The organism is Paraburkholderia sp. BR10954 (genome assembly GCF_040965775.1).
Classification (GTDB): domain Bacteria; phylum Pseudomonadota; class Gammaproteobacteria; order Burkholderiales; family Burkholderiaceae; genus Paraburkholderia; species Paraburkholderia youngii.
In genome coordinates this window covers 133,143-153,967 of sequence record NZ_JBFRCK010000008.1, presented here as the reverse complement: position 1 = coordinate 153,967, position 20,825 = coordinate 133,143, and the positions used below count along the sequence as shown (strand labels likewise).

General features: G+C 61.3%; 19 protein-coding genes, 1 tRNA gene and 4 pseudogenes. 12 read left to right on the top strand and 12 right to left on the bottom strand.

The window, feature by feature from the left end:
* Positions 1 to 527: 527 nt before the first annotated feature.
* From AB4Y34_RS14725 to AB4Y34_RS14695, 7 genes and pseudogenes are all read left to right on the top strand, one after another.
* Positions 528 to 1,416, top strand: a pseudogene (locus tag AB4Y34_RS14725) (MurR/RpiR family transcriptional regulator).
* Positions 1,417 to 1,449: 33 nt separating this feature from the next.
* The gene (gene ddpX / locus AB4Y34_RS14720) at positions 1,450 to 2,013 is read left to right on the top strand and encodes a D-alanyl-D-alanine dipeptidase (RefSeq protein WP_176381967.1); all 564 of its coding nucleotides are present in this window, start codon (positions 1,450 to 1,452) and stop codon (positions 2,011 to 2,013) included.
* A 63-nt stretch (positions 2,014 to 2,076) separates the two neighbouring features.
* Entirely contained in the window at positions 2,077 to 3,684 is a 1,608-nt protein-coding gene (locus tag AB4Y34_RS14715; protein WP_368716419.1) for an ABC transporter substrate-binding protein, read from the top strand.
* A gap of 55 nt (positions 3,685 to 3,739) precedes the next feature.
* The gene (locus tag AB4Y34_RS14710) at positions 3,740 to 4,810 is read left to right on the top strand and encodes an ABC transporter permease (protein WP_368716418.1); all 1,071 of its coding nucleotides are present in this window, start codon (positions 3,740 to 3,742) and stop codon (positions 4,808 to 4,810) included.
* 64 nt (positions 4,811 to 4,874) lie between these two features.
* Positions 4,875 to 5,789, top strand: a complete 915-nt coding sequence (gene nikC / locus AB4Y34_RS14705) for a nickel transporter permease (protein ID WP_368716477.1) — start codon at positions 4,875 to 4,877, stop codon at positions 5,787 to 5,789.
* Position 5,790: 1 nt separating this feature from the next.
* Entirely contained in the window at positions 5,791 to 6,669 is an 879-nt protein-coding gene (locus tag AB4Y34_RS14700) for an ABC transporter ATP-binding protein (RefSeq protein ID WP_368716417.1), read from the top strand.
* A complete protein-coding gene (locus tag AB4Y34_RS14695; RefSeq protein ID WP_368716416.1) occupies positions 6,666 to 7,448 on the top strand; it encodes an ABC transporter ATP-binding protein in 783 nt (260 codons plus the stop codon). The genes AB4Y34_RS14700 and AB4Y34_RS14695 overlap by 4 nt, the downstream gene beginning before the upstream one ends.
* A 643-nt stretch (positions 7,449 to 8,091) precedes the next feature.
* Here the strand turns inward: AB4Y34_RS14695 and AB4Y34_RS14690 are convergent.
* The gene (locus AB4Y34_RS14690; protein WP_176381954.1) at positions 8,092 to 8,385 is read right to left on the bottom strand and encodes a hypothetical protein; all 294 of its coding nucleotides are present in this window, start codon (positions 8,383 to 8,385) and stop codon (positions 8,092 to 8,094) included.
* A gap of 686 nt (positions 8,386 to 9,071) precedes the next feature.
* On the bottom strand, positions 9,072 to 9,455 hold the full coding sequence (locus AB4Y34_RS14685; RefSeq protein WP_176381952.1) for a hypothetical protein: 384 nt from the start codon (positions 9,453 to 9,455) through the stop codon (positions 9,072 to 9,074).
* Between the two features lie 246 nt (positions 9,456 to 9,701).
* On the opposite strand from AB4Y34_RS14685, the gene AB4Y34_RS14680 reads away from it, so the two are divergent.
* The 4 genes from AB4Y34_RS14680 (at position 9,702) to AB4Y34_RS14665 (ending at position 11,480) form a co-directional block, all read left to right on the top strand.
* Positions 9,702 to 10,142, top strand: a complete 441-nt coding sequence (locus AB4Y34_RS14680; RefSeq protein WP_368716415.1) for an Hsp20/alpha crystallin family protein — start codon at positions 9,702 to 9,704, stop codon at positions 10,140 to 10,142.
* 15 nt (positions 10,143 to 10,157) lie between these two features.
* Positions 10,158 to 10,565: an Hsp20/alpha crystallin family protein gene (locus tag AB4Y34_RS14675; RefSeq protein ID WP_176110855.1), complete on the top strand. Its 408-nt coding sequence runs from the start codon at positions 10,158 to 10,160 to the stop codon at positions 10,563 to 10,565.
* Between the two features lie 235 nt (positions 10,566 to 10,800).
* On the top strand, positions 10,801 to 11,364 hold the full coding sequence (locus AB4Y34_RS14670; protein ID WP_176381948.1) for an Hsp20/alpha crystallin family protein: 564 nt from the start codon (positions 10,801 to 10,803) through the stop codon (positions 11,362 to 11,364).
* Positions 11,365 to 11,407: 43 nt separating this feature from the next.
* Positions 11,408 to 11,480: transfer RNA gene (locus tag AB4Y34_RS14665), tRNA-Lys, on the top strand.
* Positions 11,481 to 11,542: 62 nt separating this feature from the next.
* On the opposite strand, the gene groL is transcribed toward AB4Y34_RS14665, so the two are convergent.
* The 10 genes and pseudogenes from groL to AB4Y34_RS14615 form a co-directional block, all read right to left on the bottom strand.
* Positions 11,543 to 13,165, bottom strand: a complete 1,623-nt coding sequence (gene groL, locus AB4Y34_RS14660; RefSeq protein ID WP_176381946.1) for a chaperonin GroEL — start codon at positions 13,163 to 13,165, stop codon at positions 11,543 to 11,545.
* Positions 13,166 to 13,241: 76 nt separating this feature from the next.
* Positions 13,242 to 13,559: a co-chaperone GroES gene (locus AB4Y34_RS14655; protein WP_026228167.1), complete on the bottom strand. Its 318-nt coding sequence runs from the start codon at positions 13,557 to 13,559 to the stop codon at positions 13,242 to 13,244.
* Positions 13,560 to 13,727: 168 nt separating this feature from the next.
* Entirely contained in the window at positions 13,728 to 14,366 is a 639-nt protein-coding gene (locus tag AB4Y34_RS14650) for a diguanylate cyclase (RefSeq protein WP_176381944.1), read from the bottom strand.
* A gap of 204 nt (positions 14,367 to 14,570) precedes the next feature.
* Positions 14,571 to 14,726 (bottom strand): annotated as a pseudogene (locus AB4Y34_RS14645) (DDE-type integrase/transposase/recombinase); the annotation flags it as partial.
* Positions 14,727 to 14,980: 254 nt separating this feature from the next.
* Positions 14,981 to 15,880 carry a LysR family transcriptional regulator gene (locus AB4Y34_RS14640; RefSeq protein WP_176381941.1) on the bottom strand — a complete coding sequence of 300 codons (900 nt, stop codon included), beginning with the start codon at positions 15,878 to 15,880 and terminating at the stop codon, positions 14,981 to 14,983.
* 55 nt (positions 15,881 to 15,935) lie between these two features.
* Positions 15,936 to 16,604, bottom strand: coding sequence for a TetR/AcrR family transcriptional regulator (locus tag AB4Y34_RS14635; RefSeq protein ID WP_368716414.1), 669 nt, complete (start codon positions 16,602 to 16,604; stop codon positions 15,936 to 15,938).
* 172 nt (positions 16,605 to 16,776) lie between these two features.
* A pseudogene (locus tag AB4Y34_RS14630) lies at positions 16,777 to 17,187 on the bottom strand (4Fe-4S dicluster domain-containing protein); the annotation flags it as partial.
* A pseudogene (locus tag AB4Y34_RS14625) lies at positions 17,188 to 17,663 on the bottom strand (AMP-binding protein); the annotation flags it as partial.
* Positions 17,660 to 18,616, bottom strand: coding sequence for a fumarylacetoacetate hydrolase family protein (locus AB4Y34_RS14620; protein WP_368716413.1), 957 nt, complete (start codon positions 18,614 to 18,616; stop codon positions 17,660 to 17,662). The gene AB4Y34_RS14620 and the pseudogene AB4Y34_RS14625, both read right to left, overlap by 4 nt.
* Before the next feature lie 33 nt (positions 18,617 to 18,649).
* The gene (locus AB4Y34_RS14615) at positions 18,650 to 19,720 is read right to left on the bottom strand and encodes a VOC family protein (protein WP_176381935.1); all 1,071 of its coding nucleotides are present in this window, start codon (positions 19,718 to 19,720) and stop codon (positions 18,650 to 18,652) included.
* A 334-nt stretch (positions 19,721 to 20,054) separates the two neighbouring features.
* Here AB4Y34_RS14615 and AB4Y34_RS14610 point away from each other — a divergent pair, with 334 nt between their 5' ends.
* Positions 20,055 to 20,810: a TetR/AcrR family transcriptional regulator gene (locus tag AB4Y34_RS14610; protein WP_368716412.1), complete on the top strand. Its 756-nt coding sequence runs from the start codon at positions 20,055 to 20,057 to the stop codon at positions 20,808 to 20,810.
* Positions 20,811 to 20,825 lie beyond the last annotated feature (15 nt).

Sequence of the window (20,825 nt, the reverse complement as noted above, 5' to 3'; positions counted from 1 at the left end):
AGTGGCCATTCGACCTATATTCTCGGCCAGGAAGTTCCTCGCTTTGTCGGCCACTTGATGACCTGCAGCGATGAGGCGCTCCGGACTATCTAGCCATATTCGCAGCTGCCAGTTTTAGCCGCGAGGCGAATTCCACCGCCGCGGGCTTGAGGCGATTGCCTCTGCGCGAGAGAAGATAAAGGTCCACGTGCACAACCGGATTTGCTCGGCGCCCTTCCCGCGTTAATTGCGGCCTGCGAGTCGAAGGTTATCCATGTCCGGAGTAGGGATGGCTTCGCTGATCGACATCCAAACCCCGCCAGGTCATCATTAGGGGACAAAACTTTGGAGCCACAGAATGAGGGCATCGAATAACGGCATCCACCCAGGCACGCTCAGGAACCGTGAGCGGAAGTCTCGGCCAGAAGCTATTGAACAGCGCATCCAATTGATTTTTTAAGCTGGCGCTGACTTTATTGGCTTTGTTAGATGTATGTCATTGACGAAATATATGACAGGTAATTAACCATCAATCCATCCGCGCTGACATGCCGACCGCTTTCGCACAGACCGTCGAGGCCCACTTTGCCGAACTCAGTCCAACGCCCCAGCGCATTGCCAGTTATATGCTGGCGCATCTCGAGCGACTAGGCCTGGCAACGGCTGACCAGATCGCGCAGCAAACGGCCACCAGCGGAATCTCTGTGGGGTGTTTCCTGCGCAGCGTCGGCTATCGCAGCCTCGACGACCTCAAGCGCGAACTGCGCGGCGCGCAGGGGCGCCAGTGGATGATTACCGACCGGCTCGACGAATACCGGTGTATGCGCGAGCAGTTGGCCAACGCCCCGCGCCACGGCAAAAACGGCGAAAACCTCCGAACTAGCGCCCTGACCCACTCGCTGCAACTCGTCGACACGATCCAGCATGTGTACCAGTTGGCGCAATCGCCCATGTTCGCCCGCATCGCGGAGCGCATCTCCCAAGCGGGCGCCGTATATATCCTCGGCATCCAGTCGACCCGCGGCACCGGCAACGCGTTCAACGGCTACCTCGAATACATCCGTCCGCGCGTCTTGTACTCCGACGGCATGTCCGGCTCATACGTCGATTCGCTGAACTCGGAATTCGCCGCACCGTACCTCGTCATTACCGACACGCGCGCCTACCCGGTGATCGCGCGCCGCTACTGTGAAGCCGCGGCGCATCGTGGCGGGCAGTTTCACTGGCCATCGACATCTATTGCCCGTGGGCTCGTGAATTCGATTGCGATTTGTTGCAGATCAAAACCGATGTCGGCCAGTTCTGGGACTCGCTGGCGCCGCTCAGCTGTCTGTTCAACCTGCTGATGATTACCGCGATCGTTGCTCGACTGGGGACCGCGATCGACGAACGCGTCGCAGCGAGCTGCAAGGCGAATTCAACCAGTTCGATCTCTAACCCTCTCACATCCGGAATCTGAACGCGCCCGCCATGACACAACCGCGACTCATCGAAATCACCGCCGCCACGCATGGCGTGGACATCGACCTCGTCTATGCCACCGAGCGCAATTTGACAGGCAAGCCCATCTACAAGGAAGCTCACTGCCTGCTGCTCGAACCCGCAGAAGCCGCTTTGCGCGAGGCAGTGGAGATTGCCCGCAACGCCGGCCTGACCGTGCGGATTTTCGATGCATACCGTCCGCCCCAGGCGCAACAGGTGCTGTGGGATTTTCTGCCCGACCCGACCTACATCGCTGAGCTTGGCCGTGGTTCGAACCATAGCCGCGGCACGGCGATCGATCTGACGCTGCTCGACGCTGACGGCAACGAACTCGACATGGGCACGGGCTTCGACGCGATGACGATCGAGTCCGAACATTTCCATACTGGCCTGCCCGCGCACGTGCAGCGCAACCGCCTGTTACTGCTCGGCATCATGCACGCCGCCGGCTTCATCCACATCAAGAGCGAATGGTGGCATTACGAGTTGCCTGGCTCCCGGGCGCTGCCGTTGATCGATAACAGCGAAAGCGGTCCGTTGCGTCTCATGTAATGGCGTTCGATTTCTCCATCCGTTGTTCCCTGACAGACTCTACCCATTCCTTATGGAGCGGCAATGAAACTGGTATTGCGCAATGCACTGACGGCGGCGGTGATCTCCTCCACCTTGACCTTGTCGTTCACAGCCGCCGTCCCCGCTGCGGCGGCGACGCCGAAAGACATGTTCGTCATGGCCACGCTCCTCGACGAATTCACCACGCTCGATCCGGGCGAAATCTACGAACTGGTGCCGGAAGAATATGTAGCGAATACGTATGACCGGCTGGTGCGGGTCGACCTGAAAGACCCATCGAAATTCAACGGCGATGTCGCACAATCCTGGACCGTGAGCCCCGACGGCCTGACCTTCACGTTCAAGATCCGTCCAGGTCTCAAGTTCCACTCCGGCAACGCGTTGAGCGCCGACGACGTCGCGTGGTCGATCCAGCGCACCGTCCTCCTCGATAAAGGCGCGGCGGCCGTGCTGCAAGGCATCGGTTTGACCAAAGACAACGTGCTGGCCAATGTGAAGAAGGTCGACGACACAACCGTCAGTGTGACGACCGACCAGAAATACGCGCCGACGTTTGTGCTGAACGTACTCGGTTCGTGGCCTGCCTCGGTGGTAGACAAGCAGTTGCTGCTCACGCACCAGAAAGGCAATGACTTCGGCAACGAATGGCTGCGCACGAACGAGGCCGGCTCAGGCGCCTACAAGCTCGTCAAATGGACTGCCAACGACAGCATCGTCCTGCAGCGCTTCGACGGTTATCGCGTACCGCTCGCGATGAAGCGGATCGTGTTGCGTCACGTGCCGGAAGCATCGAGCCAGCGCCTGCTGCTCGAGAACGGTGACGTCGATGTGGCGCGCAACCTGAGTCCGGATGATCTCGTCGCGCTGACGAAGTCCGGCAAGGCGCATGTGAGCGCGGTGCCGCAAGCGACGCTTCTATACCTCGGCCTGAACGTCAAGAATCCGAATCTGGTCAAACCGGAAGTCCAGCAAGCGATGAAGTGGCTGATCGACTACAACGGGATTCAGAGCAACGTCGCCAAAACCACCTACAAGGTGCACGAAACCTTCCTCCCCGAAGGTTTCCTCGGCGCGCTGAATACCGACCCCTACCAGCAGAACGTCGCCAAGGCCAAGGAACTGCTGGCAAAGGCCGGGCTTCCGAACGGCTTTTCCGTGACGATGGACGTGCGTAACGGCTACCCGTACAGCGAAATCGCCGAGGCAGTGCAGGCGAACCTTGCCCACGGCGGCATCAAGGTACAGATCATCCCCGGCGACAACAAGCAGACGCTCGCCAAGTACCGCTCGCGCTCGCATGACATTTATATCGGCGAATGGTCCGCCGATTACATCGACCCGCACAGCAACGCCCAGGGATTCACCTGGAATCCCGACAATTCCGACAAGTCGGCCTATAAGATGCTCGCGTGGCGCAATTCATGGGACATCCCTGGCCTGACGAAGGAAACCAACGCGGCGCTCGCCGAATCGTCGACGGCGAAGCGCGCCGAGCTGTACCAGACCATGCAGAAGCAGGTGCTCGCGAGCTCCCCCTTCGTGATCATGTTCCAGCAGGTCTCGCAGGTGGCCGCGCGACCGGGCGTAACGGGTCTCGAGGTGGGTCCGATCAACGACCTCGTGTCGTATCGTGATCTGAAGAAGCAGTAACGTTTGCGGTGGAGGCGAGACTGTCCGGGCTTCGCCTTCGACCGAGGAACTTACCATGTCCACTCGCCTCACGACTTTCGAGCGCATGCGCGCGCTTTCGGTTGAAAGCGCCAGCGTGCGCTGGACCTTGCGCCTCGTGCGCTGGATCGTCACGCTCGTCATCACCTTCGCCGGGTTGCTGGCGGTCACGTTCGTGATCGGCCGCAAAATACCGATCGATCCGGTGCTAGCGATTCTCGGCGATCGCGCGTCAGCCGCAGCCTACGCGGCGGCGCGTCTTCAACTCGGGCTCGACGCGCCGCTCGCAGTGCAGTTCCTGATCTACGTGCGCGATGTGCTGCATGGCAATCTCGGTATGTCGCTGCTGACCGCGCATCCTGTGATCGAGGACATCCAGCGGGTGTTTCCCGCAACGCTCGAACTCGCGACCCTGTCGACCATCATCGGCGTGCTGATCGGCGTGCCGCTGGGCGTGATCGCCGCCGTGCGCCACAACCGCTGGATCGATCACGTCGCGCGCTTCGTCGGCCTCGTCGGCAGTTCGGTCCCGGTGTTCTGGCTCGGGCTGATGGGCCTGCTGCTGTTCTACGCGAAACTGCATTGGGTGGCGGGGCCGGGACGCGTCGATCCGGTATTCGACGGCATGGTCGATACGCGCACAGGCAGCCTGCTGATCGACTCGCTCATCGCCGGCGAATGGGACGTGTTCTTCAATGCGTTCTCGCATATCGCGCTGCCCGCAGCCATTCTCGGCTACTACTCGGTCGCCTATCTGAGCCGCATGACGCGTTCGTTTATGCTCGATCAACTCAGCCAGGAGTACATCACCACGGCGCGCGCGAAAGGCTTGCCCGAGCGCCGGGTGGTCTGGCGCCACGCGTTCAGTAATATCGCCGTGCCGCTTCTGACCGTGATCGCGCTCACGTACAGCTATCTGCTCGAAGGCTCCGTGCTGACCGAAATCGTCTTCGCCTGGCCCGGTATCGGTTCGTACCTGACGGGCGCCCTCCTGAACGCCGATATGAACGCCGTGCTCGGCAGCACGCTAGTGATTGGCGTCACGTTTATCGCGCTCAACCTGTTGACCGACGCGCTCTATCGCGTGTTCGATCCACGCGCCCGCTGACATTGCGGAGGTCTCTTTCGTGCGTCCCCCTACCGATGAATCGATGCAAACGCAGGACTGGCCGATGAATGCCGCGCCCCGACGATGGAAAGACTGGCTGCTGAGCGACACGCCCGCGTCACGCAAGCAGGCCGCGCTTGGCCTCGCTTACCGGCGCTGGCGACGCTTCGCGGGTAATCCGCTGTCGGTCTTCGGCCTCGTGATTCTGGCCTTGCTGATCATCATCGCCGCAATCGGGCCGCTAATGTCACCGCACGATCCGCTGCAGCAAGTCCTCTCCGACCGCCTGCTGCCGCCGGGTTCGCCATCGCACTGGTTCGGCACTGACCAGCTTGGCCGGGATATCCTCTCGCGTCTGATCTACGGCTCACGCCTTACGCTCTCGATTGCGATCCTCGTCGTGATGATCGTGGTTCCGGTGGGGCTTTTGATCGGCACCACTGCCGGCTTCTTCGGCGGCTGGGTGGACAACGTGCTGATGCGGATCACCGACGTAGCACTCGCCTTCCCGAAGATCGTGCTCGCCCTCGCTTTCGCGGCCGCACTGGGGCCCGGTGTGATCAACGCAGTGATCGCCATTTCGATTACGGCGTGGCCGGCCTATGCCCGCCTCGCGCGGGCGGAAACGCTTCGGCTCGTGCAAGCCGATTTCATTCACGTCGCGCGCTTGCAGGGCGCCTCGCGCAAGCGCATCCTCCTGCTTTATATCGTCCCGCTCTGCTCGTCGTCGGTGATCGTGCGCGCGACCCTCGATATGGCCGGCATCATTCTCACTGTCGCGGGCCTCGGGTTCCTCGGCCTCGGCGCGCAACCGCCGAGCCCGGAGTGGGGATTCATGGTCGCATCCGGCCGCAATGTGCTGCTCGATTCATGGTGGGTGGCCACTATTCCCGGCTTCGCCATTCTGCTGGTGAGTCTTGCCTTCAACCTGCTCGGCGACGGTCTGCGAGACGTCTTCGATCCGCGCCATGGAGGCTGACATGCCAGTCGATATGGCCCAGCCTTTGTGTGAAATCGACGACCTGCGAATCGGCTTTCGCAGTCATGGCGGCGAATTGAGCGAAGCGGTGCGTGGCCTTTCGCTGACGCTGCGGCGCGGCGAGCGGCTTGGCATCGTCGGCGAATCCGGTTCCGGCAAGTCGCTGACCGGGCGCGCTCTGCTCGGCCTGCTTCCGCCTGAGGCGCAATGTCATGCGAAGGCGATGAAGTTCGACGGTCAGGATCTGCTTGCCATGCCCGCGCGCAAGCGCCGGCAACTGTGCGGCCAGCAGATGGGCATGATCCTGCAAGATCCGAAATACTCACTGAACCCGGTGATGACCGTCGCGCAGCAAATGCGCGAAACGTTCGAACTGCACGGGTCGAAGTTCGGCCGCCGCGAGATACGCGAGAAAATCATCGAGGCACTGGCAGCGGTGCATATCCGCAATCCAGAGCGTGTCGCCGACTCCTACCCGCACGAGTTGTCGGGTGGCATGGGGCAGCGCGTGATGATCGCCATGATGGTGTCGTCCGGGCCGCGTCTGCTGATCGCCGATGAACCCACCAGCGCACTCGACGTGCTCGTCTCGATGCAGGTCCTCGGGATTCTCGACGAGATGATCGCAAAGCATGACACTGGCCTCATTTTTATCAGCCACGACCTGCCCCTCGTCATGTCATTCTGCGACCGCGTCGTCGTGATGTTCGCGGGACGGGTCGTGGAAACATGCGCGGCACGCGATCTCGTCCACGCCGAGCATCCCTATACGCGTGCCCTGCTCGCGGCGAATCCTCCGCTTGTCGATCCGCCCGAGCAACTGCCCGTGCTGAAGCGGGACGCGGCATGGCTCACGCAACCGGCAGGAGATTCAGCATGATCGATGTCGACGCTTTGACGGTGCGCTTCAAAACCAGGACCGGTCACTTCGACGCGGTGCGCGCGGCGAGCTTTGATGTCGGAGAAGGTGAGGTGTTCGGACTGGTCGGCGAATCGGGTTCCGGCAAGTCGACGATCCTGCGCGCGTTGACCGGTCTCGCGCCCGTCGCCGGCGGTTATATGAAAATCGGCTCGCACGTGCTCGGAGAAAAACTCGACCGCTCCTTCCGACGCGACGTGCAGATGGTGTTTCAGGACCCGTACGGCTCGCTGCATCCGCGCTTCACAATCGATCAGAGCTTGCGCGAGCCGCTGACCATCAACGGCATCGGCGGGCAGGAAGAACGCATTGTCGATGCGCTGCGCGAAGTCGGCTTGGGTCCGTCTTATCGTTTCCGCTATCCGCATCAGCTGTCCGGAGGGCAGCGGCAGCGCGTCGCAATTGCTCGGGCGCTGATCGTCGAACCGCGCGTGCTGCTGCTCGATGAGCCGACGTCCGCGCTCGATGTGTCCGTGCAAGCCGAAATCCTCAACCTGCTGAGACGGCTTCATCGCGAACGCAATTTGACGATGATGCTGGTAAGCCACAATCTGGCGGTGGTGGGCTTTCTCTGCTCGCGCGTCGCGGTCATGCGCCATGGTGAGATTGTCGAGCAACGCGATATCGCATCCATTCGCGCGCAGCAGATCGAGCACGAATACACGCGCAGCCTGCTGCTCGCGACCACGGGCTACCGGCGCAAGTCGGTCGCGGTAGACGGAGCGGACGCACTGTCATAAATGTCAGTTGCGGCGAGGTTTCGTCGCCGTGCGTATTCGCGAACTGAGCACGCTCAACAGTCGCCACGAACGCCGCAGGCGCGGCCGAAAGGTGATGGTCGTGTGCTTCCCGTTGCCCTACCAGACGGGAAACACGACATCCGGCTGTGGCGTAAATTGAATCCCCGAGTCAGGGCAGCTTACGCGTCCCTTGACTGCAACCCGCTGGTTCAGGTACGGCAGCAGCAGTGAGGGCGCTGCCTCGCCTCCGTCGGCAAGAGGGATGTCCGAGAGCACCTTGTCGTTGCAGGGGGAAGTGGAAGGTCGATCCAGCACTATCGTCGGATAGTCACCCAGCGCGTACTTCCCGCCCCCACGCTCCACTGTCCCGGTGATCCAGATGTCATGCTGCAGGGGCAACGTCGGCAGGGGGCTGGCCGACCTGACGTTCTCTGACCATAACCCAGCGATCATGGCTGCTGGGACAAGGACACACAATCGTCTTTTCATGCCGCAAACCTCTTGACGTCCAGTGACGCTCGCCTGCACGTCACTGCTCCTCTTCCACTTCCCTGATGCGGCAATCGAAACGATGTGAATGCCAATGAAGTTCCACCATGACCTCTTTCGAATTGCGCGTCTCTGCTCACGTTTGACGACGCCATCAGGCAGCCTCCGGGAAATCCGGAGGCGGTCCGTCGAATGGGCGCCGCTCGACCAGTCGGATCGCGTAGTCCATCGCCTGCGCTTCCGCATCCTCACGCGTGGCGCAGCGTCTTTGACGCTGCGGCATGTGCCAGTCCACGCAGACCTCGCCTTCACGCGCGATCTGCACGAACGCAGCATAGCCGCCCGCCGAAGTTGCGTCCGCCTCTGGGCAGCCGTGGCCGTCATGCACAAGGACCGTTCTGATACCAATCTCGTATCCGTTGCACTGCTCGATTTTTATCGTCTTCATCGGATCACCGTGTCATCGCCTGGCTAAATGTTGCGCACGCCGGTGGCGCCAACGGCTAAGCGAGCGTGGCGCCCCTGTCCCATTCGCCGCTGTGGTGAAAGGCATCGACGCCGCATGCTTTGTCAATCACTTTGCGCTAGCGCCTGCGTATGTGCGATATCCACCGTCGGATCGTCGTTCGCATCGCGGTGACCTGTGCATCGAGCAAGCGACCAGCGCGTTCCCGAAGCGATCGTAGAACGTCGAGAACGGAGGCAGTCGTGCGGTTCAGAAGCTCGAACAGATTGGAGTACAGGCGTGGGTGAAGGTCGCTCATTGTCTTCTCCTTATAGGCAGCAAGGAAGAGAACGGGCTTGCGCGCTCCAGTTCGCCTGCCATGCTGCGGGGCAAACAAATCGAAACACGCAGTGTGCAATTAGTGGATGATTCGGCACACTGCCTGAGCTGGATATAAATTAGTTTAACTCACTAAAAAATTCAAGTTCTTCAATGCTGCCGAGGCCTTGGTACTGCCGAGGTAAGGCGTCAGCCGCACAAAGATAGATCGCAACGCGCGCCACACGGGAAATCGTCAGACTTTTAATTGTCTGAATCCGCGTGACCAGACACTGGCACACCCCGTAGTTTGGGGGGAGCCTATCGTGGCTGCGCCAGCAGACCGCTGTTCCGCTTGCGAGCGTGCCGTGTCACTGGATTGGCGGCGCCGTACCGAGCTTTTCGGCGAGCATCCTCTCATACACGCCAAAGTGCAAATCCACTTCGGACTGTTCCACCGTCGTGACGATCAGGTTGATGTGGTCCGATGGGAGCCCAAGCACGCCAGCGATATACGTTTCGAGTTGTGGCGCACATGCCTTGTCCTTTGCCACTGTTGTGCCAATCGTGACTTCGTAAATCTTCTCCTGGCGGCAGACAACTTCTACGAGGCGCGCGCGGGCGCTCATGTTGCTGTCGACCGCAATGCGTACGACCTCCACCGCCTTGCGCATGGCTTCCGTCGGGAAGCCCTTCGTCGAGCGCAGCCGCACGCGGTGCGGGCCCAGCGTCAACCAGTCTGTATCGAATTCCATGACCTCCTCCTGTGGTCAAACGGCCTCGTCCGCGATAATAGGACCGGCCTCAAAAAATTCAAGCGTGCCCCTGCACTCTTCCCTTGAAAAATCTGCCGCAGAGCCTATCTTAGGTTTCGCTCAGGCAGACGTGCGGTGCTCACGGGATCGTACGCTGCGTGTTTCGATTTATTGCCAGACGCTGGCAGGCGAACCGGAGCGCGTAGGCTGGTTCACCTCGATGCGTCACCTGAGGAGAACTACATCATGAGCGATCTTTACTCTGGCACTGACCTCTTCAGCGAGTTCGACCGGCTGCAGCGGCAGATGGCAAACTTCTTCGGTACTTTCCCCTCCAGTCTTCGGGCAAGCCGCCTCGGCTCGCTCCCGCCCGTCAATATTGGCGCCACCGACGACTCGATTCACATCGTCGCGTTCGCACCCGGCGTCAATGCGGCCGAACTCGACATATCGATAGATAAAGGGCTGCTGACCATCAGCGGTGAGCGCAAGCCAGCGCGACCGGATACCGGCGAGGATGCCCGGGTCTATGCGCAGGAGCGCTTCACTGGCCGGTTCCGGCGGGTCATCGAGCTGCCGGAGAACGCCGACCCCGACAAGGTTGAGGCGCGCTACGAGAATGGCTGCCTGTCGATCGCCATCGGCAAGCGCGAATCGTCGAAGCCTCGCGCGATCACCGTCCAGTAATTCCAGGAGACGAAAATGAGCGATACCACTGAACTGAGCAAGCGCGAACCGTCCGCGGTGACGCGCAGCGAAAGCGGGTCGTCCGCGCGGCGGATGACGATCACCCCCGCTGTCGATATCTACGAGGACACCCAGGGCGTCACGTTGTGGGCGGACCTGCCGGGGGTCACGAAAGAGAAGCTCGATGTGCGGGTTCATGACGGCAATCTCGCCATCGAGGCCGAGGCGGTCGTGCCGACACCGGCAAATCTGCGGCTGCAGCATGCCGAGATCCGTGAGCCACGCTTTGCGCGAACCTTCACGCTCTCCCCGGACTTCGATACGTCCAAGATCGAGGCGAGCCTGAAGGACGGCGTACTGAAGCTCACGATCCCGCGCCGCGACGAAGCGCGTCCGCGGCGGATCGAAGTGCGTACGGGCTGAAGTCAGCGCGTCGGCGGCAACGCCAGGAAGCACGCGAAGTGGCGGCGGCCTGGCTGCCACCCTCCGACAGCGCAGGCGCGGGTGAGCCGGCCGTTCCCCACAGAAATGTCCGTGGCCGACACAGCAGTGGCTCACCGCGGGAGCTCGCCGGAGCCATCCTGAGATCATCAACTGATTGCGCCGTGACGCAAGAACGCAATCCTGTTCGCTGTGACAGATCACCGAGGAGGAAACGATGAACAGCGATCCGAAGAAGTGGAACCCCTTCAAGTTCCTTCGCGGGACTGTGCGCAAGGCCGATGCGGACAACCTGGAGAGCACGCCCGCCGGCGAACCGTGGCGTAGCGCATGGCCCGACATTCCGCGACTATTCTCACGCGAGCCGTGGCGCGCAGTCGAAGAGTTCTTTCACGACCCGTTTGCTGGCCGCGGCGCGCTCGAACGATGGTTCGGCGACTTCAGTTCATCGCGCTTCCAGCCGCGCATCGACGTTGTCGACGAGGGACCGGTGCTGCGCGTCACCGCAGAACTGCCCGGGATGGAGCGCGAAGACGTGAGGGCAAGCGTCGAGGACGGCGCGATCGTGCTGCGCGGTGAGAAAAAACAGGATGTGCACAGTGAGGAAAACGGCTGCTATCGGCTGGAGCGTGCTCATGGACACTTCGTACGCACGATCCCAATGCCGGAATACGCTGATCCCGGTCGCGCGCTTGCGAAATTCGACAACGGGGTACTCACGTTGACGGTGCCGAAAATCGAGCCGGCACCGTCCGCGAGTCGCACGATCGATATCGGTTAGGGCGAGCGTCCAAAGCGCTATAACGGCGAAAAAAGAGAGGATTGGGTCGTTAGCTCAGCTGGTAGAGCAGCGGACTTTTAGTCCGTTGGTCACTGGTTCGAATCCAGTACGGCCCGCATGCCATGAAGAAAATGCACCGGTCAGCCTCGCTGACCGGTGCGGAGCGGAACCGAAGCGGTTAATACTCCAGTTCCGGCGCGCTCGCCTGCGCCGGCTTTTCGTCCTTCGGCGCTTCAGCCACCGTTGCATCCGTCGTCAGGATCAGTCCGGCAATCGACGCGGCGTTCTGCAGCGCCGTGCGCGCAACCTTCGTGGGATCGACCACTCCCGCCTCGACAAGATCGCCGAACTCGCCAGTAGCCGCGTTGTAGCCGAAGTTGCCCTTGCCTTCCAGCACTTTGGCGATGACCACGGAAGGCTCATCGCCAGCGTTCGAGGCGATCACGCGCATTGGCGCTTCGAGTGCGCGCAGCACGATTTGAATGCCCGCGTCCTGATCACTGTTGACGCCTTTGAGGCTCGTCACGGCCGAACGCGCGCGCAGGAGCGCCACGCCACCTCCCGGCACGATGCCTTCTTCGACTGCCGCGCGGGTCGCGTGCAGCGCGTCGTCGACGCGGTCTTTCTTTTCCTTCATCTCAACCTCGGTCGCCGCCCCGACCTTGATCACGGCCACGCCGCCTGCCAGCTTTGCAACGCGCTCCTGCAGTTTCTCCCGATCGTAGTCACTAGTCGCTTCCTCGATCTGCGCACGTATCGACTTCACGCGTGCCTCGATGCGCTTTTCGTCGCCTGCGCCGTCGATGATGATCGTGTCGCCCTTGCGAACTTCCACGCGCTTGGCGCGCCCCAGGTCTTCGAGTGTTGCGTTCTGAAGTTGCTTGCCCGTCTCTTCGGAGATCACGGTCGCGCCGGTGAGGACGGCGATGTCCTCGAGCATGGCCTTGCGGCGATCGCCGAAGCCGGGGGCCTTGACGGCCGCAACTTTCAGGATGCCCCGCATTGCGTTGACCACCAGCGTGGCCAGTGCTTCACCGTCGATATCTTCCGCGACAATCAGCAGCGGTTTGCCGGCCTTCGAGGTCGCTTCGAGAGCCGGCAGCAGGTCCCGGATACTCGAGATCTTCTTGTCGTGCAGCAGGATCAATGCGTCGTCGAGATACGCGGCCTGTTTTTCCGGATCGTTGATGAAGTAGGGGCTCACGTAGCCGCGGTCGAACTGCATGCCTTCGACCACATCCAGCTCATTGTCGAGCGACTTGCCGTCTTCGACGGTGATCACGCCTTCCTTGCCGACTTTTTCCATCGCGTCCGCGATGATCTTGCCGATCGCCTCATCGGAATTCGCCGAGATCGAACCCACCTGCGCGATCTCCCTGTTGGTGGAAATCGGCTTCGACAGATTGCGCAGTTCGTCGAGCACTGCGGCCACAGCCTTGTCGATGCCGCGCTTGAGATCCATCGGGTTCATGCCAGCGGCGACGTGCTTCATACCTTCCTGCACGATGGCCTGCGCCAGCACGGTGGCGGTGGTAGTGCCGTCGCCAGCCACGTCAGCGGTCTTCGAGGCGACCTGTTTGACCACCTGCGCTCCCATGTTCTCGAAGCGGTCCTTCAGTTCAATTTCCTTTGCGACCGACACACCATCTTTCGTGATGGTCGGCGCGCCGAAGCTACGCTCGATCAGCACGTTGCGTCCTTTGGGTCCGAGCGTGACCTTGACGGCATCGGCGAGGACATTCACGCCCTTGACGATACGGGCGCGAGCGCTGTCATGAAATTTGACGTCTTTTGCACTCATGTTCTTGCTCCTGGTAAAGTCGTTGACTGAACGCGTCGCGAACAGCGGGTCGGGTGTCCGCGACCGTAACGCGGTTTCAGGCGGCCTTTCGGGCGGCGCCCGCGTCGGCCTCGAGGACTCCCATGACGTCTTCCTCGCGCATGACGAGCAACTCCTCGCCGTCGACCTTGACGGTCTGGCCTGCGTATTTGCCGAACAGCACGTGATCACCGACTTTCAGTTGCAGCGCGCGCAGCGTTCCATCCTGCAGCAGCCGGCCACTGCCGACTGCGACGACTTCGCCTTGTTCTGGTTTTTCTGCCGCTGAATCGGGAATCACGATGCCCGAAGCCGTCGTCCGTTGCGTTTCGATTCGCTTGACGATAACCCGGTCGTAGAGGGGACGAATCTGCATTTCCATCTCCTGAGCGATTAAAGGATCACCAATAAGGGAATCCGGCTGCGGGAACCGGGGCGCGCATACGCCGCGGTGCAGCCGAGCCAATGTCTGGCGGAATGCGAAATAGAGGCGCCAATGCCGCGCTTCAAGGGGCGCGAAAATGTCTATTTGTAACAGAATATTTCAACGCGGCAGCAGCACGCGCTGCACTTTGCCGAGGCGATAAACCGTGCGACCGCGTCGATCCGGGTGGGGGGGTTCAGGCAGCACCGGACAGGGCGGCTGGCGTCCACCATCCGCATCGAGGGTGTCGTCGGGTTCGTTGAGCGTGCCCCACAGGCCGCCCTTGACCGGGCGGAACAGCCAGCGCAGGTAGCCGCTGTGCGCGGCAAGACGCATCAGCGCGTCGCGGTCCATATCGTCACTGACAAGCTGCGGGTCGCGGGCCCCGTGCCCGGGATAGTTTCCGAACGCCTGACGGCAAGCGAGCGCCTCGGCCTCGCTGGCACCGATCACGTTGCATCCTCGCCGCTCGACGCGCTCGACGTCCCACGCGCCGGATTGCCAGGCGGCATCCAGCAGCATGGCGTCCGCGGTCTCAAAGCTGTGCCACGGTGCGTCGAAGCGAAAGGCCGACCCCGGAACCGGTCGTCGCGGGATCTCGATGCCGGGCAGGACAAGCGGCGTCGCTCGCCGGAATCCGTGCCAGTGGAGTATCGCAAAAAGCGGCGTATTCACCTGCGCCACCGCCGTGACGGTGACGGCAAAGAGCGGCAGACGCACGGTGTCGATCTGCTCCTGAAGCCTGTCGAAAAGTTCCATGAAGCCTCCCGGATGACATGTTGCAGGGCCTCTTGAAATTCGCGTTCCTTGCGCTATTTTATCCATCGCTAAGGCAGTCGCGACCAAGCGTTGCGTGTTTCGATCTGTTTGTCGGTGGGGCTTCCCACGGGCAGGCGAACTGGAGTGCGTGGTCAGGTTCGCGCTTCGTGAGAGGCTGCACATCCCGAATCATCTGTGTCGCCTGAGGGTCACTACCTCGGGCTCGCCGTTATGCTCGATCGACTTCTGAAAATAGCGCTTCGCCGCAGCCTTGTCACGATGCGCGCGCAGCAGAAAATCGATCGTGTCTCCCGCCTTGTCCACGGCCCGGTACAAGTACTTCCACTGTCCCTTGACCTTGAAAGGGCGCATGACGGCGGCCGTGCCTACAGCTTGTTTTGGTGCGCACTCAGTTCGCAGTGCCAGGACCCGCACCGGCCTGGCAGCCCGGCACCGTGTTGATCACTTCACGCCCGAGCAAGTCGACGGCCTTGCTCGCGTCCAGCGCATCATAGACCCGACCAGCGCCCCTTCTCGCGCCTCGCCCCAGCATGGTCCGTCCCGGCAGACCGCACAGTCGACACGGCGTCGGTCGTCGTTGAGCGGCGAGTCGCTTACATGCCCCGTTCAAAGAATTCTGCGCTATGGTCGATGAATGCCCTGACCTTTGCGGGTAATAGCGTGCGGCCGATATAGGCCAGTCGGACTTCAGCCGCCGTATCGACGATCTCGAAGCCTTCAAGCAGACGTACGAGCCGGCCAGCCTTGATGTCCTGTTCCACAAGCGCGAAGGGAAGCAAACCCACACCGTATCCCTCGAGAATGATGTCGCGATTGAATATCGGGTTATTCGACGCGATCTCGTATTTGATCTGGACTGCGACGGTTTCGTGGTCGATTTGGAACGTAAGGGTTGGTTTATGCATCGAGGGCGGCACCGTGACGAACACATGATCGGCCAGCTCGGCAGGATGCCGCGGTGGTGGACGCCTGCCGAGGTACGCCTGCGTCGTGACGATGACCAGCGGCAGCCGTTGAAGAAGCCGCGTCACGGCAAGATCCGTCGCGAGCATGAACGGTAGCACGATGCCCAGATCGTACCCGTCGGCCGTCAGGTCGACAGATCGCTCTGTCAAAGTGATGTCCAGACTAATATTTGGATGCTTGCGCTTGAACGATGCCATCAACGGCGCAAGCCATGTCAACGCAGCCGTAGTGTGCGCGACCACACGTAATACGCCTGCCGGTAGTCGCCCATGACCTGCGGCGCTCGCTTCCAGGCGATCCAGATCGTCGAGAATGCGACAGCACCCCTCGTAAAAGCGCTCCGCGGCTTCCGTGAGAGAAAACTGCCGCGTCGAACGATGAAACAGTCGTGCTCCCAGGCGCTCCTCCAGCGAGGCTATCGCGCGTGAAACGACCGAAGGTGACAGGTCCATCATTTCGCCCGCGCGCCGGAAGTTTTTCACTTCGACGATCGTGCGGAAGAGACGCAAGCTTTCTATATATTCCATGATCTACGTTTCGGGCATCTGGACGAATTGCAATCGCGACCCTTTGCGACCTCGTTCAACGATTCTCGAGAGTGCAGCACTCGTGCCATCCCATCGGCGGTGTTTGTTGAATTGACTGCCGATACGGTACGGACGAAGCAAATTGCGCTAGCACTGTCTGACCCAACTGGTCGATCACACTCTGCGGATAGCACAGATTAAAAAGCTGCATGCCTTCGCAAAGGCTCACGAGGCAGAGCGCCAACGCATCCGACGGCAGCGGCAATGTGCTGTCGCTTTCCCTCAGGAGCGTTTGAATATGGGCGCTGACCTGCAAAAGCTTCGCGCGTCGCAACCCATGAAGCCGTTCCTGAAAGATGCTGTCGCGGCGTGCGAGGAGGTACGCCTCGACCCAAAGCGGAAAGCATTCACGCTCACGCCAGAAACGGACAAGATTCGTAATCACGCGCGCGGTCGCTTGCTCAGGCGTGCCAGCATCTTGAAAGATCGCCCGCAGATCCGCATGCGCCGCTTCGACGTCGCGCCGCAACAGTTCCGTCAGCAGCTCGTGTTTGCTTCTGAAATTGGAGTAGAACGCGCCCCTCGTGTACCCTGCGGCCTCGACGATGTCCTCCACGCTCGTCGCTGCGAAGCCCTTCCCGAGGAACATCGTCCTTGCGGCACCATACAGGCGCTCCCGGGTCTGCTCTTTTCTGCGCGCGTGGCTCAGGCGTTCGTTCTTCATGGCGTGGCTCGAGGCGATCTCTCTGTCCGATCGTCTGCGCAAGACGAAGCTGTGAAATCGCCGTTACTCGGTGGCCCCGCTGAGACTGGCTCATGCTCCACAGCGTATATTAGACATTAGACTCATAATTGATTTTTATGTCAATGCAGAAATTGAGGGCGCGAGCGACGCTTCAGTTAGCCTCCACCTCGCTGGCCGTCAGCGCGAGGCTGACTTCTCCCAGGTACACACTTTCGCCGACCGCACACTCGCGCGTTGCATTGCCCCGCGCGTGACGAATCTCGATCCGGTACCGCAATACCCCGAACCCTTCACGTCAGGCCTTTTCCGCCATGGCGGCATCGTCGAGCTTGACCGTGTCGAAGACGCCAGCGGGGCAAACCTGCTCGCAGCGCGGATGCTGCCAGCCCTGGTCGAGCAGATGTGCATCGAAGATCCACGTCTGCGGCACTTGCAGTTCCTCGTTCCAGACGATCGCCTTGTACGGGCACGACTTGACGATGTCCTTGCGCCCTCGCGCCTTCTCCGGATCGATGATGACGATGCCGTCGGAGCGCTTGCGGACCGCATCGCCGCCGACGCGCCTGAGCGACGCAAGCTTGTGCAAGATCGCCTGCACTTTCGGCCACAGGTCTATGCCGGGGTGCGGCGCCAAGGTGATAAGCACACTCGCGCCTGAGGCATTGAGCAGCTCGCCTATTGCGTCGCTTTCGAGCAGTGGATTGATTGCGCAGACAATGCCGACCGCCTCGCCGCCCCACACCACGAAGTGCGTTTCGGGCAGATTCGGCAACACATAGGCGACCACCGTGTCTCGCTGCACACCCAGTCGTGACAACATGTTCGCCGTGCGCGTGGTGTCGCGCACCAGTTCGCTGTAAGTCCAGCACTTCGGGCTCGCGTAGTCGTCCGCGGTTGTGTCAAGAACGAGAACGCGGGTGCCGATGGATTGATCGCGGCGCCCCGGCAGATCATTTCGTAGGTGCTCGACAGAAGTTCCGCCGGTTGCCCCCGCGATTCGATAGCGAGGACATCCTGCTCGTTAGCGACGGCTTTCATGCGGCCTCTGCGACGACGACGTTGCGCTGGGTACCGAGATCGATCGAGCCATCCTTGCTAACGATACGTGCTTCGACCACATCGCCAATCTGAAGATACTGCGGTCGCTCGGCTTGCAGCCCGAGGAAGAGACGCCATTTCTCCGCTTCGGGCAGTTGTGCCGCAGCGCGTTGCTTTTCCGGCGACGGAATCATCAGCGCGCAACCGGACGGCGTACCTGTTGCAAGCAGGTCCCCGGCGTGCAGGTCCTGAACGCCGGACAGTTCGGTCAACGTTTCTGCCGGACCGTACACGAGACCCGAGGTCGAATCGTTCTGTCGAACCGTTCCGTTGACAGTCAGCGTCAGCACGAGCTGCTCGAGCTTCGGCATATCGTGCTTTTCGAGCAGGCAAAGATACGGGCCGACCGGGCCGAACGTCCGAAAGCTCTTGCCCTTGTAGAACTGCATCTGTGGAATCTGCACATCGCGCGTGGAATAGTCGTTCACGATTACGGCGCCGGCAACGTAGTCGTGCAGGTTCTCGTCGGTAATCGTTGCGCGGGACGTGATGTCGCGCTTGAGGACGAGACCGAGTTCGATCTCGTAATCGAGGAACCGCACCGAATGGGGCTTCACGAGTTTCGAGTCCGCTGGAACGATGCAGCTCGTGGCCTTCGTGAAGATCATGTTGAATTTTTTCGCATCCGGGTCCATGCCGGATTCGATCATGTGCTGGCGGTAGTTCGCACCCTGGCAGATGAACTGCTGATTGGCCGTCACGGGCGACAGCCATTGCACGTCCGCTTCGGGAATCGTGGGGCCGTCCAGCATCAATAAGCGCTCGACCGGATTGGCGTGAATAAACTCCGCGGTCGTGCTGAACTCACCGGGAATCGGCGTGATTGCGTTGTTAGCCACCACGCCCCACTGGGCGCGACCATCGTGCAGATAATGCAGAACGTGAATTGCCATTTTGGCTGTCTCCGGATTCGGTAAAGAGGTGCGTCAGGCAAAGATCTTCAACAGTGCGCGAAGTCGCGCTAACGTGACGTCGGGGCTTCGGCGCAGGTTTGCGATCAGCGCCGCGATGCTCGCAAGCGCCAATCGGGGCTTGGTGAAGCTGCTCGGCATCGTCGGCCCCCACTGGGCCATCGCCTCGCGGCTCGCGGCATGGATTCCCGTGTCGGCTTCGCTGGTGAAAAGATCACCGTCGCAGTAGTGCTCATGCTTGTCTCCCCACGGGTCTTGCCAGTAGTCGAAAATCTGGCTGCCGAGGATATGGCGCCCGATGCCCCACGCGTGCGTCCATCCGCCCTTGCGCAGAACGCGCTGGCCCATGCCGACCGCATCCGCATCAACGAGTTCGTAGGCGCTATGGCTGTATTTCGGCTCAAAACTCTGTGCAAGCGCGAGCGTGTGATGATCGGCGGGCTTGCCGCCGAGATCGAGCCGCATGAACGCGACAGCCGGTGACCCATCGGGCAACACCTGCACGTCGCTCGGGATGAAGCCGAAATGGCGCGTGTACCACGCACAGGTGTCCTGATAATCGGCCAGTTCCAGCACCACGTGCCCAAGCCTGATGATCTCAGGAGCGCCCTCGGGGGGACGCTGCGTGCCGTTGATGCGAACCGCGGCATCGACGGAATTGAACGCCAACGGCAGCCGGTGCGGCAACGCAGTGGCGGGCGCCTGGCCCCAGACCGCATCGACACGGAACCCCGACGGATCCTCCAACTGCACCACGTAGCCGCCGCCCGGCAGCTTAGAGGCCTTCGCCTCCGACGCGCCCGGCAGCCTGGCAAGCGCATCCAGTTCGGCTACGCTGCCGACCTCCAGGCCAAAGCCGACAAATCTCGCTTTGGGCGCCTCTCGCACGACGTAACAGAAGTGCGACGCGCCTGTACCGCGCAGGAGCAGCATCTCTTCGCCACGCGTGACCGTTCGAAGCCCAAAGTCGTTGAGAAACCGTTCAGCTTTCTCGAGGTCCGGCCGATCGAACATCAGATAGGCCAATGCGGTCGCTTTCGCCGTTGGATTCGGGTGACGAGCCGGCTGTGCAGTGGTCAGTTTCATGGTGAACGGTGATCAGGCAGTTAGGATCGGTGAAGCCGCGCGCAGGGCTGGCGCGCCGCACCGCGCGAGCACGCGGGCGCTGGCGGCCTGACTAGATGGGCAATTTGCGGACGCGGGATCGATGGCGGGCCCTAAAGCCCGGATGGGCCGTTGGGTAAGGTGATGGCGGCCGCTGGGCGCAATGCCGGTTCTGTTTGCTGTCTCCACAGTCACTCCGTCTGTTCTAGTAAGACCGGCTTTTGCCGCCGTCTATGACATTAAACTCATCACTGATCGTTTTGTCAATAAAGACATTCGAATCTATACTGTGGCTATGACCAGAACTGGATCCACCATGACAACCACGACTAAGCGCGCGCCAGCCAAACGCTCCCCGGCTAAGGCGTCCGCCTCCCCGGCTCCCGTCATCGAAGAAAAAGAGCCTCGCGGCGCCCGCCGCAAGCGCGAGACGCGCGCGCGTCTGCTCGACGCAGCCCTCAGGCTGATGGCCGAAAGGGGCATGGAGGGCGTGGCGATCAATGAAATCACCGAGGCCGCCGATGTCGGCTTTGGCTCCTTCTACAACCACTTCGAGTCGAAGGAAGCGATCTACGCGACGCTCGTCGACAACGTATTCGAAGAGTTTGCGAACGTGCTGGATCGCCTCGCGGGAGGCATCACCGATCCCGCGGAAGTGGTGGCCGTCTCGGTGCGCCACACTATCCTGCGTGCGCGGCACGATCCGGTGTGGGGACGCTTTCTGATTCGCGAAGGGTTTTCGGCGCCTGCGCTGAGTCGTGGGCTGGCTCAGCGGCTCATGCGCGACATTCGAAACGGCATTGCGGCAAAGCGATTTGTCGTTGCCGACCCGTTTATCGGCTACCTCGCAGTGGGCGGCACCGTTCTGTCTGCCATCGCGGCCGAACTGAACTATGTCGCGCCGGGCGCAAGTGCCGCAGATATGCTGAAGGAGCTGGGTTTCAGCGGCGAGCACTTTCCCAAGCGCACGGCAGCCATGTTGCTTCAGATACTCGGCCTGAAGCGCGCAGAGGCGGAAAAGATTGCCGCGCGTCCACTGCCGATCGTCGACGCAGCCGACGAGGCAGCTTGAGGTCGCCAGTCGTGA

What these genes read in the sequence shown, in the direction of transcription:
- ddpX (WP_176381967.1), top strand. Translation starts at nt 1,450, where the DNA reads ATGACACAACCGCGACTCATCGAAATCACCGCCGCCACGCATGGCGTG.
- AB4Y34_RS14715 (WP_368716419.1), top strand. Translation starts at nt 2,077, where the DNA reads ATGAAACTGGTATTGCGCAATGCACTGACGGCGGCGGTGATCTCCTCC.
- AB4Y34_RS14710 (WP_368716418.1), top strand. Translation starts at nt 3,740, where the DNA reads ATGTCCACTCGCCTCACGACTTTCGAGCGCATGCGCGCGCTTTCGGTT.
- nikC (WP_368716477.1), top strand. Translation starts at nt 4,875, where the DNA reads ATGAATGCCGCGCCCCGACGATGGAAAGACTGGCTGCTGAGCGACACG.
- AB4Y34_RS14700 (WP_368716417.1), top strand. Translation starts at nt 5,791, where the DNA reads ATGCCAGTCGATATGGCCCAGCCTTTGTGTGAAATCGACGACCTGCGA.
- AB4Y34_RS14695 (WP_368716416.1), top strand. Translation starts at nt 6,666, where the DNA reads ATGATCGATGTCGACGCTTTGACGGTGCGCTTCAAAACCAGGACCGGT.
- AB4Y34_RS14690 (WP_176381954.1), bottom strand. Translation starts at nt 8,385, where the DNA reads ATGAAGACGATAAAAATCGAGCAGTGCAACGGATACGAGATTGGTATC.
- AB4Y34_RS14685 (WP_176381952.1), bottom strand. Translation starts at nt 9,455, where the DNA reads ATGGAATTCGATACAGACTGGTTGACGCTGGGCCCGCACCGCGTGCGG.
- AB4Y34_RS14680 (WP_368716415.1), top strand. Translation starts at nt 9,702, where the DNA reads ATGAGCGATCTTTACTCTGGCACTGACCTCTTCAGCGAGTTCGACCGG.
- AB4Y34_RS14675 (WP_176110855.1), top strand. Translation starts at nt 10,158, where the DNA reads ATGAGCGATACCACTGAACTGAGCAAGCGCGAACCGTCCGCGGTGACG.
- AB4Y34_RS14670 (WP_176381948.1), top strand. Translation starts at nt 10,801, where the DNA reads ATGAACAGCGATCCGAAGAAGTGGAACCCCTTCAAGTTCCTTCGCGGG.
- groL (WP_176381946.1), bottom strand. Translation starts at nt 13,165, where the DNA reads ATGAGTGCAAAAGACGTCAAATTTCATGACAGCGCTCGCGCCCGTATC.
- AB4Y34_RS14655 (WP_026228167.1), bottom strand. Translation starts at nt 13,559, where the DNA reads ATGCAGATTCGTCCCCTCTACGACCGGGTTATCGTCAAGCGAATCGAA.
- AB4Y34_RS14650 (WP_176381944.1), bottom strand. Translation starts at nt 14,366, where the DNA reads ATGGAACTTTTCGACAGGCTTCAGGAGCAGATCGACACCGTGCGTCTG.
- AB4Y34_RS14640 (WP_176381941.1), bottom strand. Translation starts at nt 15,880, where the DNA reads ATGGAATATATAGAAAGCTTGCGTCTCTTCCGCACGATCGTCGAAGTG.
- AB4Y34_RS14635 (WP_368716414.1), bottom strand. Translation starts at nt 16,604, where the DNA reads ATGAAGAACGAACGCCTGAGCCACGCGCGCAGAAAAGAGCAGACCCGG.
- AB4Y34_RS14620 (WP_368716413.1), bottom strand. Translation starts at nt 18,616, where the DNA reads ATGGCAATTCACGTTCTGCATTATCTGCACGATGGTCGCGCCCAGTGG.
- AB4Y34_RS14615 (WP_176381935.1), bottom strand. Translation starts at nt 19,720, where the DNA reads ATGAAACTGACCACTGCACAGCCGGCTCGTCACCCGAATCCAACGGCG.
- AB4Y34_RS14610 (WP_368716412.1), top strand. Translation starts at nt 20,055, where the DNA reads ATGACAACCACGACTAAGCGCGCGCCAGCCAAACGCTCCCCGGCTAAG.